This is a genomic window from Pseudomonas sp. URMO17WK12:I7, assembly GCF_003269045.1.
Taxonomy (GTDB): Bacteria; Pseudomonadota; Gammaproteobacteria; order Pseudomonadales; family Pseudomonadaceae; genus Aquipseudomonas; species Aquipseudomonas putida_J.
In genome coordinates this window covers 134,724-147,284 of the sequence record NZ_QLTL01000010.1, presented here as the reverse complement: position 1 = coordinate 147,284, position 12,561 = coordinate 134,724, and the positions used below count along the sequence as shown (strand labels likewise).

Sequence of the window (12,561 nt, the reverse complement as noted above, 5' to 3'; positions counted from 1 at the left end):
GATCAGTATCCTAGCACCTCCTGGCCCGTCGACGCTAAACCAGCGGGCCGCCGAACAGGTTAATCACCGTATGAATGCTCTAGCCCGCCGCGCCGCTGGCCTGTTGCTCAGCACGCTCTGCCTGCCGCTCGTGGCTTTTGCCGCCGACGTGCAACCCACCCACGAATTCATCCTCGACAACGGCCTGAAAGTGGTGGTGCGTGAAGACCATCGCGCCCCGGTGGTGGTGTCGCAGATCTGGTACAAGGTCGGCTCCAGCTACGAGACCCCGGGGCAGACCGGCTTGTCCCATGCCTTGGAACACATGATGTTCAAGGGCAGCGCCAAGATCGGCCCCGGCGAGGCCTCGCGCATCCTGCGTGACCTCGGCGCGGAAGAAAACGCCTTTACCAGCGACGATTACACCGCCTACTACCAGGTGCTGGCCCGCGATCGCCTGCCGGTTGCACTGGAGCTTGAAGCCGACCGCCTGGCGAGCTTGCGCCTGCCTGCCGACGAGTTCGCCCGTGAAATCGAGGTGATCAAGGAAGAGCGCCGCCTGCGCACCGACGACCAGCCAAGCGCCAAGGCTTTCGAGCTGTTCCGCGCCATGGCCTTCCCGGCCAGCGGTTACCACACCCCGACCATCGGCTGGATGGCTGACCTTGAGCGCATGAAGGTCGAGGAGCTGCGCCACTGGTACGAATCCTGGTACGCGCCGAACAACGCCACCTTGGTGGTGGTCGGCGATGTCACCGCCGATGAAGTGAAAGGGCTGGCGCAGAAATACTTTGGCAGCATTCCCAAGCGGGCCGTGCCTGCGGCCAAGCTGCCGCTGGAGCTCGCCGAGCCAGGCCAGCGCCTGCTGACGCTGCACGTGCGCACCCAGCTGCCGAGCCTGATCTACGGTTTCAACGTGCCGAGCCTGGCAACCACCAAGGACCCGAGCACCGTGCACGCCCTGCGGCTGATCTCGGCCCTGCTCGACGGCGGCTACAGCGCGCGCATGCCAGCACGCCTGGAGCGTGGCCAGGAACTGGTGGCCGGTGCCTCGTCCAGCTACAACGCCTTCACCCGTGGCGACAGCCTGTTCCTGATCTCGGCCACGCCAAACGTGCAGAAGCAAAAGACCCTGGCCGACGTCGAAAAAGGCATCTGGCAGCTGCTCGACGAGCTCAAGACCACGCCGCCCAGCGCCGAAGAGCTGGAGCGCGTGCGTGCCCAGGTCATTGCCGGCCTGGTCTACGACCGCGACTCCATCAGCAGCCAGGCCACCACCATCGGTCAGCTGGAGACAGTCGGCCTGTCGTGGAAGCTGATCGACAGCGAGCTGGACGAACTCAAGCGCGTTACCCCGCAAGACGTGCAAAACGCCGCACGCACCTATTTCACCCGCGAACGCCTGAGCGTTGCCCATGTACTGCCCGAGGAGTCCGCTCATGAGTGATCGCAGCGCACCACGCTACACCCTGATCGGCACGGGCATCATCGCGCTGGTAGTGGCCGTGGCCGCGGTACTCGCCCGCCCGGCCCACTCCGAGGCCGAAAGCAACGCCGCCCGTCCGGCCAACACCTTGCAATCGCTGGCCGAGCTGGACGGCAAGGCGCCCAGCCGGCGCCAGCTGAACATCCAGAACTGGACCACCGCCGAAGGCGCCCGCGTGCTGTTCGTCGAAGCCCGCGAGCTGCCGATGTTCGACCTGCGCGTAACCTTCGCCGCCGGCAGCAGCCAGGACGGCAACACCCCTGGCCTGGCCACCCTGACCAACGCCATGCTCAACGAGGGTGTTGCCGGCAAGGATGTGACCGCAATCGCCGAAGGCTTCGAAGGCCTTGGCGCCGATTTCGGCAACGGCTCCTACCGTGACATGGCCGTGGCCTCGCTGCGCAGCCTGAGCGCCAAGGACAAACGCGAGCCGGCACTCAAACTGTTCGCCGAAGTGGCCGGCAAGCCGACCTTCCCTGAAGACGCCCTGAAACGCATCAAGAACCAGCTGCTGGCCGGCTTCGAGTATGAGAAGCAGAACCCTGGCAAGATCGCTGGCAAGGCGCTGTTCAGCAAGCTCTACGGCGACCACCCTTACGCTCAGCCAAGCGATGGCAGCGCCGAGAGCGTGCCAGGCATCAGCCTTGAGCAGCTGCGCGCCTTCCACGCCAAGGCCTATGCCGCTGGCAACGCGGTGATCGCCCTGGTTGGCGACCTCAGCCGTGAGGAAGCCGAGGCAGTCGCCGCCCAGGTGTCCGCCGCCCTGCCCAAAGGCCCGGCGCTGGCCAAACCGGCCCAACCGATTGAACCCAAGGCCGGTGCCACGCATATAGACTTCCCGAGCAAGCAGACTCACCTGATGCTGGCCGAGCTTGGTATCGATCGCCAGGACCCGGACTGGCCGGCCCTGTCGCTGGGCAACCAGATCCTCGGTGGCGGCGCTTTCGGCACCCGCCTGATGAGCGAAGTCCGCGAGAAGCGTGGGTTGACCTACGGCGTATACTCGGTGTTCAGCCCGATGCAGGTGCGTGGCCCATTCATGATCAACCTGCAGACCCGTGCCGAGCTCAGCGAAGGCACACTCAAGCTGGTGCAGAGCATCCTCGCCGACTACCTCAAGAACGGCCCGACCCAGCAAGAGCTGGACGACGCCAAGCGCGAACTGGCCGGCAGCTTCCCGCTGTCCAATGCCAGCAATGCCAGCATCGTCGGCCAACTGGGCGCCATCGGTTTCTACAACCTGCCACTGACCTGGCTGGAAGACTTCATGCAGCAGTCCCAGGCGCTGACCGTTGAACAGGTCAAAACGGCGATGAATAAGCATCTGGCAGCCGATAAGCTGGTGATCGTCACCGTTGGCCCAACAGTGCCACAGCAGCCACTGCCTGCCCCCACTGACAAACCGTCCGAGCAACCGCTCGGCGTACCGGAGCACTAATGCCTAGATCCACCCCTCCCGCCCGCCCGCAGCAGGGCCAAAGCAAGGGCCAGGGTCACCTGCGCATCATCGCCGGCGAGTGGCGCAGCCGCCGCCTGGCGGTACCGGAAGGCGAAGGCCTGCGCCCAACCCCTGACCGCGTGCGCGAAACCGTATTCAACTGGCTGGCGCCCCATATCGAAGGCGCCCGGGTGCTGGACGCCTTCACCGGCAGCGGCGCCCTGGTACTTGAGGCACTGTCCCGTGGCGCCGAGGATGCCGTGGCGCTGGACAGCAACCCGGCGGCCATTGCCAACCTGAAGAACAACCTCGAGATCCTGCGCTGCCCGCGCGGGCAGATCTTGCAGACCGACGCCTTGCGCTACCTGCAGAGCCCGGCCAAGCAGCAGTTCGATGTGGTGTTCCTCGACCCACCGTTCCACCAGGACCTGCTGGCCAATGCCTGCAACCTGCTGGAACAGAACCAGTGGCTGCGCGATCAAGCGTGGATCTACACCGAAAGCGAGGCCGCTCCGTCGACACTGCCGATGCCCGGCAACTGGCGCCTGCACCGCGAGAAGAAGACCGGCCAGGTGCACTACGCGCTCTGGCAACGGGCCTGATCCGGTAAGCTGTATTTAGTTACCGCAAAACCGCTGCCCGCATGGTTGAAGCTGCTCCCACGTTCTTGCAGGAGCTCTTCAACCGTGACCCACCACCCTTCTGTGCCCATCCAGGGCAGCACCGTACAATCATTCACCCTTTCCAACGGCCTGCGTACCTACCTGCGCGAAGACCATCGCGCCCCGCTGGTCAGTATGCAGCTGTGCTATCACGTCGGTTCGAGCTACGAGCCCGCAGGCCATACCGGTCTTTCCCATGCCCTGGAGCATCTGCTGTTCGAAGGCAGCAGCAAACTGACAAGTGGGCAATATTCAGCGGTCATGACCCGCCTCGGCGGCGAGCCGAATGCCTTCACCTCTGCCGATGCCACGGTTTTTCCGCTGACCCTGCCAGGCAGTCGGCTCGAAATTGCTCTGGAGGCCATGGCCGACGTCATGGCGAGCGCCACGATCAGCAATACACCTTTCGCTCGCGAACTGGACGTGGTCATGGCCGAGCGCCGAGAACAAGTCGACAACAACCCCTTTTCACTGGCGCTGGAGCATCACGATTTACTGGCCTACGGCAGCGACGGCTATGGCACCCCAATCATTGGCTACACGTCTGACCTTGAGCACCTGACCCCGGCTGCCGCCCGAACCTGGTACCAAAGCTGGTACCACCCAAACAATGCCACGCTGGCAGTAGCCGGTGACATCACCCTGCCACGGCTGCAAACCTTGGTAATGCGGCACTTTGCAAACATTGCCGCCAATCGACTGCCGGCCCGAATGACTCCCTCGGCCCCGCCACTGCAAGCTCGCCGCCATCAGACGCTGCGCCTGCCAGGCCTTAACACAGGCACCATCCTCAGTTTCAACCTCCCCAGCCAATGTACCGCCCGGTCTGGCGAGCAGGCCTACGCGTTGCGTCTACTGCCCGATCTGCTGGCCAACGGACATAGCAGCGTCCTGCAACGCCAGCTGGTTCTGGATGACCCTGTTCTTCGTAGCCTGAGATCAGCCTACGAACCCTGGCAGCGCGGTGACAGCTTGCTGGCGCTCTACGCATTTTGCAGCCCTCAGATAACGCCGGAGCTCGCTGCCGAAAGGCTGATGCTGGAAATCGAAGCATTTCGCCAGTCGGCCCCCTCCAGGGACGACCTGGAACGTGCCAAGGCTCGCTTGCTGGCAAGGCAGGTGTTCGAAAAGGATGACATCAGCAACCAAGCGCAGGCCATCGGCAAGCAAGCTGTCTGCGGCCTGGACCCGATTGCGCTGGCAGATGAACGACAAGCCATCGAAGCCGTGACAGCCGAGCAGGTCGGCCAGGTAGCCCTTGAGTTCCTGACCGATTCCCGCGCCGCCATTACCTTCATGCACCCCAAGGAGAGCGCTCATGCATGACACGACTCCGACTCAACAGCCCACCGAAACCAACCGCATTTACGGCGGCCTGGTCTCTGCCCGGGGGCTCGACCTGGATCAGTTCGAGTCCATCCAGACTCAGGTGCATGCCTGGACGACTGAAGCAGGGACAGGCGTGAAATTCGTCGAAACCCGCGGGTTACCAATCGTCGATATAGTACTGAGGTTCAAGGCTGGCACTGTTCAGGACACTGCGCACACGGGCCTGGCAGCCTTGACGTTGTACATGCTCGATGAGGGCAGCCAGCAGTACACGGCCACGCAGCAGGCCGAAAACCTCGAGCGCCTGGGGGCGATCGTCGAAAAGCAGATACGCCTGGAGCACGCGACGCTGAGCCTGCGTAGCCTGAGTACACAGGCCGTGCTAGGGCAGGCCCTGGCGGTTTTTACCGACCTCGTGGCACGTCCTGCATTCCCCACCTCTGCTCTGGACAAGATCAAGCCGCAGTTGCTACAGAGCAGCGCTTCACGTGAACGGCACCCTGTATTGAGGGCGCGTAGCGAAGCCTTCCGTCACCTGTTCAGTGGCCATCCCTACGGCTCCCCATTGGGTAACACCGAACAAGGTGTAACGGCGGTTACCACAGACGACTTGCGAACCTTCCACCAGCGCGCCTACTCCGCCAGTAACCTGGAGATGGTCGTGGTCGGAGATCTTTCCCTCGCTGAAGCGCAAACGCTCTCACGCCAGATCAGCGAGGCTCTGCCACAGGGCTGGTTGGCAACAGATTTGCCAACTGTCCCGGCCCCTACCCGCGCGACGCTACACGTCGAACAGCCAGGTGCGAGCAGTGCGGTCCTGCTGGCACTCCCTTTGAACGTGCCCGCCAATGACCCGCAGTTCCCCGCCCTGTTACTGGCCAGCGACGTACTGGGAAAAGGGCTTGAATCGCGCCTGATGGTGGAGCTCCGCCAACGCCGCGGCCTCACTTACGGTGTGCATACCCATGTATTGCCATTACGGGCAGGCGGGTTGTTCACCACCGAATGGGAGGTCGCACCGGCGCATGTGCAAGGCTCTCAGGAACTGGTAGTGGCTCTGCTGCGTGACTTCATCGAGCAAGGGCCGACCCCGGCCGAATTGCGAGTAGCACGCAAACAACTGGAAGGGCAATTGCTGCGCAGTGTCGCTCAGAACAAGCGTCTGGCAGCGCTGCTCACGGAGTTTACCCATCATCGTCAACCTGAGGATCATCTCAATACCTACATCGAGCGCATCAACAGGTTGACGCCGGCAGATGTCCGCACCGCCATGCAGCGTCATCTCGACCTAAGCTACACCGTACAGGTCAGTGTCGGCCCAAGCGTCGAGCAACAACCTCTGCCAGCCCCCCACCAATAGTGCAGGTACAGCGGCGGGGTTTCATGGCACTCTAAGCAGGCACATCACGAGTCGCCCAGCATGCCCAGTCTCTCCGCCACGTTCCGCCCGGCCATAGGCCTGTCCAACCCCCACCTGCAGACCCTGTGGGGGCCACTGTGGCGCAAGCTGCCGGAGCTGGAACGCCGCCGCGAACGCCTGTGGCTGGCCGATGGTGATTTTCTCGACCTCGACTGGCATGGGCCACATAGCCCGGATGCGCCGCTTGTGCTGGTGCTGCATGGCCTGACCGGCTCATCCCATTCGCCCTACGTCAAAGGCTTGCAACAATCGCTGCAAGCCCGCGGCTGGGCCAGCGTGGCGGTGAACTGGCGCGGCTGTTCGGGCGAGCCGAACCTGCTGCCACGCAGCTACCATTCCGGTGCCAGCGAAGACCTCGCCGAGGTGGTCGCTCACCTGCACGCCCAACGCCCTTCGGCGCCGTTGTATGCCGTCGGTTATTCACTTGGCGGTAATGTATTGCTCAAGTACCTGGGGGAATCTGGTTCAACCAGCCAGTTGCAAGCAGCCGTGGCGGTTTCGGTACCGTTCCGCCTGGACCAGTGCGCCGACCGCATCGGCCAGGGCTTTTCCAAGGTGTACCAGGCGCATTTCATGCGCGAGATGATGGCCTACGTGCAGGTGAAACAACGGCACTTTCGCGACCATGGGCACCACGAGGGGCTGGCCGCGCTCGACCGGCTGGGGCCATTGGGCAGGATGAAGACGTTCTGGGATTTCGACGGCAAGGTGACCGCACCGCTCAACGGCTTCAACGATGCCCACGATTATTATCGCCGCTCATCGAGCCGGTTCTATCTGGGGGAAAATCGTACGCCGACACTGATCATCCACTCCACCGATGACCCGTTCGTGTTCGGCCACAGCCTGCCCACGGCCAGTGAACTGGCACCGCAGACGCAGTTCGAATTGCATGAGCGGGGTGGGCATGTCGGGTTTGTCGAGGGCAGCCTGCGCAATCCGGGCTACTACCTGGAGCGGCGGATTCCGCAGTGGCTGCTCGACGGTCAGTGATTACTCGCCAGTCGCCACGCCATGCTTGGGATCATTTATCCATTCGCTCCACGACCCGGCGTACAGCCTGCCCAGTGGATAACCTGCCAACGCCAGTGCAAACAAGTTATGGCAGGCCGTCACGCCTGACCCGCAATACGCCACCAGTTGCTCCGGCGAACGCCCTGCCAGCTTTTCAGCAAAGCGCTGCTTGAGCTGCTCCGGCGCCAGGAAACGACCGTCAGCTGCGAGGTTTTCGTTGAAGGCCGCGCACTGGGCACCCGGAATATGCCCGGCAACCGGATCGATTGGCTCCACCTCACCGCGAAAGCGCGGCAACGCACGGGCATCGATCAGGGTCAGGTCAGGGCTGCCCAGGCGCTTGGCCAGGTGCTCGGCGTCGATCAACAGCTTGGCGTCCGGCTCACCGCTGAAGGTCCCCTCGCGCTTGGCAGGGGCATCCAGGCTCAGCGGCAGATGCGCCGCATGCCAGGCCTTGAGCCCACCATCGAGGATCGCCACGTCACTGCGCTTGCCCAGCCAGACCAGCAGCCACCAGGCCCTGGCGGCAAAAGCGCCGGGGCCATCGTCATAGAGCACCACTTCGCTGTCGTCGTCCAGGCCCCATTCGCGCAGGCGCTGGACCAACCGGTGCGGGTCGGGCAACGGGTGGCGGCCGGTGCGGCCCTTGCTGACAGGCCCACTCAAGTCGCGCTCCAGGTCGGCAAAGTGCGCACCGGCGATGTGCCCCTCGGCATAGCTGCGTTGGCCGTAATCCACATCCTCCAGGGCAAAACGACAATCCAGGATCACCAGCTTGGGCGAGTCCAGACGCTCGGCCAGCTGTTGCGGGGTGATCAATTGCGCAAGGGGCATGACAATCTCCTGATCGATGGCACGAAGGCCCTGGCTACTGTTCCAGAGCCTGATTGAACGGAACGTGGAATTCCTGACACAGGGCGTCCACGGCGCTGCGGGCGTTATGGGTGACGAAACCGAGCTCCAGCACCAGCACCTGATAGACGCCGCGCTTGAAGGCTTCTTCACCCAGATGCGCGGAATGTTCGCGCGTAGTGCTGAGAAAGCGCACCCACGAGGTCAGAACGATCCAGGCATTGATGGTCAGTGACTCGATCTGCGCAGCTTCCATGGCCAGGATCCCGGCATCGACGAAGCCGCGGTAGATGGCCTGGCCCTGGCGCAGGCAGCGCTCGGAGAAGCGCCTGTAGCGTGCGGCCAGCTCCGGGTCGCTTTCCAGCAGGTGTTCAAGGTCACGGTGCAGGAAGCGGTAATTCCACATCGCCGCAAGCAGCGCCTTGAGGTAGAAGCGCTTGTCTTCGACTGTGGCCATGCGGCCCTGCGGCGGGCGCAGGAAGCTGTCCACCAGCGCTTCGTACTGGCTGAACAGCACGGCGATGATCGCCTGCTTGTTGGGGAAGTGGTAGTACAGGTTGCCGGGCGATATTTCCATGTACGCGGCGATGTGGTTGGTACTGACGCTGCGTTCGCCCTGCTGGTTGAACAGCTCCAGGCTGTTCTGCACGATGCGCTCTTGGGTCTTCATGCGCGGGGCCATGCTCAGCTCCGAGTCTGCGGGCTTTCGATAATGGAGCCATCTTACGGTGAATCACCCCACGGGTGCACCGTTCCTCCCGGTGAAAAAAGTCGCACCATGGTACAAGTTAGAGTATAGGCTCTAGGCACTTCGAGCCCTGACGAGAGACCGCCGTGACCTCGCCCATCGCCTTGCCTCCTGTGCATTCCGACACCGACCTTGAAGCGACGTTCGCCGCTCAGCGCCAGGCCTTTGCCGGCAACCCCATGCCGCCAGCGGCGCAGCGGCGGCAGTGGCTGAAAAGCCTGCGCGAAGCGTTGCTGGCGGACCAGCAAGCGCTGATCGAAGCAATCGATGCCGACTTCAGCGGCCGCAGTGCCGACGAGACGCTGTTGGCCGAACTGCTGCCGTCGATGCAAGGCATTCGCCATGCCGAGCGCCACCTGCAGCGCTGGATGCGCCCGGCCCGGCGTGGCGTAGGCCTGGCCTTCCAGCCGGCGAACGCCCGCGTGCTGTACCAGCCGCTTGGCGTGGTAGGCATTATCGTGCCATGGAACTACCCACTGTTTCTCGCCATTGGCCCGCTGACCGGAGCCCTGGCTGCTGGCAACCGGGTCATGCTCAAGCTCAGCGAGTCCACCCCGGCCAGCGCGCTGGCGCTTAAAGCCTTGCTGGAACGGGTGTTTCCCGAGGACCTGGTCAGCGTGGTACTGGGCGAAGTCGAGGTTGGCCAGGCGTTCGCCAAGCTGCCCTTCGACCACCTGCTGTTCACCGGCGCCACCAGCATCGGCCGTCAGGTCATGCTGGCAGCCGCGCAGAACCTGACCCCGGTGACCCTTGAGCTGGGCGGCAAATCACCCGCCGTCGTCTCGGCCAACGTACCGCTGGGCACCGCCGCCGAGCGCATCGCTTTCGGCAAGACCCTCAACGCCGGCCAGACCTGCGTCGCCCCCGACTACGTGCTGGTGCCACGTGACCGCCTGAACGACTTCGCCGACGCCTACCGCAACGCTGTGAAGCGCATGTACCCACGCATCGCCGACAATCCCGACTACAGCGCCATCATCAACCCACGGCAGTTGCAGCGCCTGCAGCACCTGCTGGACGACGCCCGCGGCAAGGGTGCCCAGGTGCTCGACCTGTACCCCGATGAGCCGCGCCAGGGCCGGCGCCTGCCACCGCACCTGCTGACCGGGGTCAACGACGGCATGCAGGTCATGCAGGACGAAATCTTCGGCCCGTTGCTGCCGCTGGTCCCTTACGACCACCTCGACGATGCCCTGGCGTACATCAATCAACGCCCCCGCCCTTTGGCGCTGTATTACTTCGGCTACGACCGTGGCGAGCAGCAGCACGTGCTGCAGCGCAGCCATTCCGGCGGCGTGTGCCTGAACGATACGCTCTTGCACGTGGCCCAGGACGATTTGCCGTTCGGCGGGGTCGGCCCTTCCGGCATGGGCCATTACCATGGCCACGAGGGCTTCCAGACCTTCAGCAAGGCCAAGGCAGTGCTGGCCAAGCAACGCCTGAATGCCGCACGGCTGATCTACCCGCCCTATGGCAAGGCCTTGCAGCGCCTGGTCTACAAGCTGTTCATCCGCTGATGCAGCGCCGCGACCTGCTGCGCTTCAGCCTGGGCGCCAGCCTTTTCCTCAGTACCGCCAGCCTGGTCGGCTGCAGCAAGCAAACGCCCGCAGCCAGTTTTCAGGTGCTGCGTGACGATGACTTGCCAGCCCTGCTTGCGCTGATTCCGGTGGTGCTCGCCGGCACTGCAGCGAGCGACGAGTTGGTGCTGCACAGCCTTGACCACAAGCTGGCAGCACTGTCCCCGGAAATGCTCAAGCTCACTCGGCAATTGTTCGATGTGCTCAACCTGCCGCTGACCCGCGGCCCGCTGACTGGGGTCTGGGGCGGCTGGGAGCACGCCAGCGGCGCCCAAGTAACGGCGTTTCTGCAGCGTTGGCAGGACAGTTCGCTCAACCTGCTGCGCATGGGCCATGCCTCGCTGCTGCAACTGCTGCAAATGGCCTGGTACGAGTGCCCGCAAGCCTGGGCAGCCTGCGGCTACCCCGGCCCACCCAAGACCTGACAACAAGAGCATCTTCAATGCCTGTCACCGACCCGTTTCGCCAAGGCCTCGAACGTGGCTGGATCACCCATGACGGCTCACGCCTGGAGCAAGACCTGACGCTGGAGACCGATATCGCCGTGATCGGCAGTGGTGCCGGTGGCGCCACCAGCGCGCAGATGCTCAGCGCAGCAGGCTTCAAGGTATTGCTGATCGAGGAAGGCCCGCTGAAGACCAGCAGCGACTTCCATCTGCTGGAGAGCGAGGCCTACGCCAGCCTGTACCAGGAAGGCCTGGGGCGGATGAGCAAGGATGGCGCCATCACCATTCTGCAGGGCCGTGCAGTCGGCGGGACCACGCTGATCAACTGGACCTCGAGCTTTCGCACGCCCCCGCAAACACTGGCGCACTGGGCCACAGCGCATGGCGTGACGGGCCTGGGAGAGAACGCAATGCAGCCCTGGTTCGAGCGCATCGAGCACGACTTGGACATCTCGCCCTGGGCGCTGCCAGCGAATGCCAACAACGACGCTCTGCGGCGAGGCTGTGAACAGCTCGGCTATCGCTGGGCGGTGATCCCGCGCAACGTGCGTGGCTGCTGGAACCTTGGCTACTGCGGCATGGGCTGCCCGGTCAACGCCAAACAATCGATGCTGGTCACACGCATTCCGGCGACCCTGGAAAATGGCGGAGAGCTGCTCTACCTCGCACGTGCCGAACGCTTTGAACACAATGGCGAACGTATCGCCCGGTTGCAGTGCCAGGCGCTGGATGCTCAAGGGGTACACCCCACTGGCCGGCAGATCAGCGTGCGCGCCCGCCACTACATCTTGGCCGGTGGCGGTATCAACAGCCCGGCCTTGCTGCTGCGCTCCAAAGCACCCGACCCGCACGGCCGCCTGGGCAAACGGACCTTTCTGCACCTGGTCAACTTCAGCACAGCACGATTCGACACACGCATCGACCCGTACTACGGCGCTCCCCAATCGATCTACAGCGACCACTTCCAGTGGCAAGACGGTGTCGATGGGCCAGTGGGCTACAAGCTGGAAGTGCCCCCCTTGCATCCCGCCCTGGCCAGCACCCTGCTCGGCGGCTACGGCAGCGAAAATGCCAGGCGCATGGCAGAACTCCCCCACACCCACGTGATGCTGGCATTGCTGCGAGACGGTTTTCACCCCGAAAGCACGGGTGGCGCGGTGGAGCTGCGCGGGGACGGCTCGCCGGTGCTGGATTACCCGGTAACCGACTACCTGCGCGAAGGCCTGCGCCGCGCCTTCCACAGCATGGCGCAAATCCAGTTCGCTGCAGGCGCCGCGCAGGTTACCCCGGTGCACAGTGATGCCAGTGCCGCAGCCAGCCTTGATGAGGCCCGACGCATGATTGACGCCTTGCGCCTGGAGCCGTTTCGCACCCGCCTGGGTAGCGCCCATGTCATGGGCGGCTGCGCAATGGGGGAGGACCCACGCCAGGCGGTATGCGACAGCCTGGGCCGCCACCATCAGCTGGAAAACCTGTCGATTCATGACGGTTCGCTGTTCCCCACCAGCATCGGCGCCAACCCGCAGTTGTCGGTCTATGCCATCTGCGCCATGCTCAGCGACGCCTTGGCCACCCGCCTGGCACAGAGTGCATGACAACAAATACGCGCC

General features: G+C 63.8%; 11 protein-coding genes. 9 read left to right on the top strand and 2 right to left on the bottom strand.

The window, feature by feature from the left end:
- The first annotated feature begins 70 nt into the window (after nucleotides 1-70).
- From H040_RS15525 to H040_RS15500, 6 genes are all read left to right on the top strand, one after another.
- A complete protein-coding gene (locus tag H040_RS15525) occupies nucleotides 71-1,426 on the top strand; it encodes a M16 family metallopeptidase (protein WP_027920966.1) in 1,356 nt (451 codons plus the stop codon).
- Nucleotides 1,419-2,903 carry a M16 family metallopeptidase gene (locus H040_RS15520; RefSeq protein ID WP_027920965.1) on the top strand — a complete coding sequence of 495 codons (1,485 nt, stop codon included), beginning with the start codon at nucleotides 1,419-1,421 and terminating at the stop codon, nucleotides 2,901-2,903. The genes H040_RS15525 and H040_RS15520 overlap by 8 nt, the downstream gene beginning before the upstream one ends.
- Nucleotides 2,903-3,505 carry a 16S rRNA (guanine(966)-N(2))-methyltransferase RsmD gene (rsmD, locus tag H040_RS15515; RefSeq protein ID WP_027920964.1) on the top strand — a complete coding sequence of 201 codons (603 nt, stop codon included), beginning with the start codon at nucleotides 2,903-2,905 and terminating at the stop codon, nucleotides 3,503-3,505. The genes H040_RS15520 and rsmD overlap by 1 nt, the downstream gene beginning before the upstream one ends.
- 84 nt (nucleotides 3,506-3,589) lie before the next feature.
- Entirely contained in the window at nucleotides 3,590-4,891 is a 1,302-nt protein-coding gene (locus H040_RS15510) for a M16 family metallopeptidase (protein WP_027920963.1), read from the top strand.
- Entirely contained in the window at nucleotides 4,884-6,254 is a 1,371-nt protein-coding gene (locus tag H040_RS15505) for a M16 family metallopeptidase (protein WP_027920962.1), read from the top strand. The genes H040_RS15510 and H040_RS15505 overlap by 8 nt, the downstream gene beginning before the upstream one ends.
- Before the next feature lie 60 nt (nucleotides 6,255-6,314).
- A complete protein-coding gene (locus tag H040_RS15500) occupies nucleotides 6,315-7,307 on the top strand; it encodes a hydrolase (RefSeq protein ID WP_027920961.1) in 993 nt (330 codons plus the stop codon).
- On the opposite strand, the gene H040_RS15495 is transcribed toward H040_RS15500, so the two are convergent.
- Entirely contained in the window at nucleotides 7,308-8,162 is an 855-nt protein-coding gene (locus H040_RS15495) for a sulfurtransferase (protein ID WP_027920960.1), read from the bottom strand.
- A 34-nt stretch (nucleotides 8,163-8,196) separates the two neighbouring features.
- Nucleotides 8,197-8,862, bottom strand: coding sequence for a TetR/AcrR family transcriptional regulator (locus H040_RS15490; RefSeq protein ID WP_027920959.1), 666 nt, complete (start codon nucleotides 8,860-8,862; stop codon nucleotides 8,197-8,199).
- A 152-nt stretch (nucleotides 8,863-9,014) separates the two neighbouring features.
- Between H040_RS15490 and H040_RS15485 the strand changes: the two genes are divergently transcribed.
- From H040_RS15485 to H040_RS15475, 3 genes are read left to right on the top strand one after another with little or no spacing between them, the layout of a single operon-like run.
- Nucleotides 9,015-10,445, top strand: coding sequence for a coniferyl aldehyde dehydrogenase (locus H040_RS15485; protein ID WP_027920958.1), 1,431 nt, complete (start codon nucleotides 9,015-9,017; stop codon nucleotides 10,443-10,445).
- Nucleotides 10,445-10,930: a hypothetical protein gene (locus H040_RS15480; RefSeq protein WP_027920957.1), complete on the top strand. Its 486-nt coding sequence runs from the start codon at nucleotides 10,445-10,447 to the stop codon at nucleotides 10,928-10,930. Before H040_RS15485 ends, H040_RS15480 begins: the two co-directional genes overlap by 1 nt.
- A gap of 17 nt (nucleotides 10,931-10,947) precedes the next feature.
- On the top strand, nucleotides 10,948-12,546 hold the full coding sequence (locus tag H040_RS15475; protein ID WP_027920956.1) for a GMC family oxidoreductase: 1,599 nt from the start codon (nucleotides 10,948-10,950) through the stop codon (nucleotides 12,544-12,546).
- The last annotated feature ends 15 nt before the right edge of the window (nucleotides 12,547-12,561 follow it).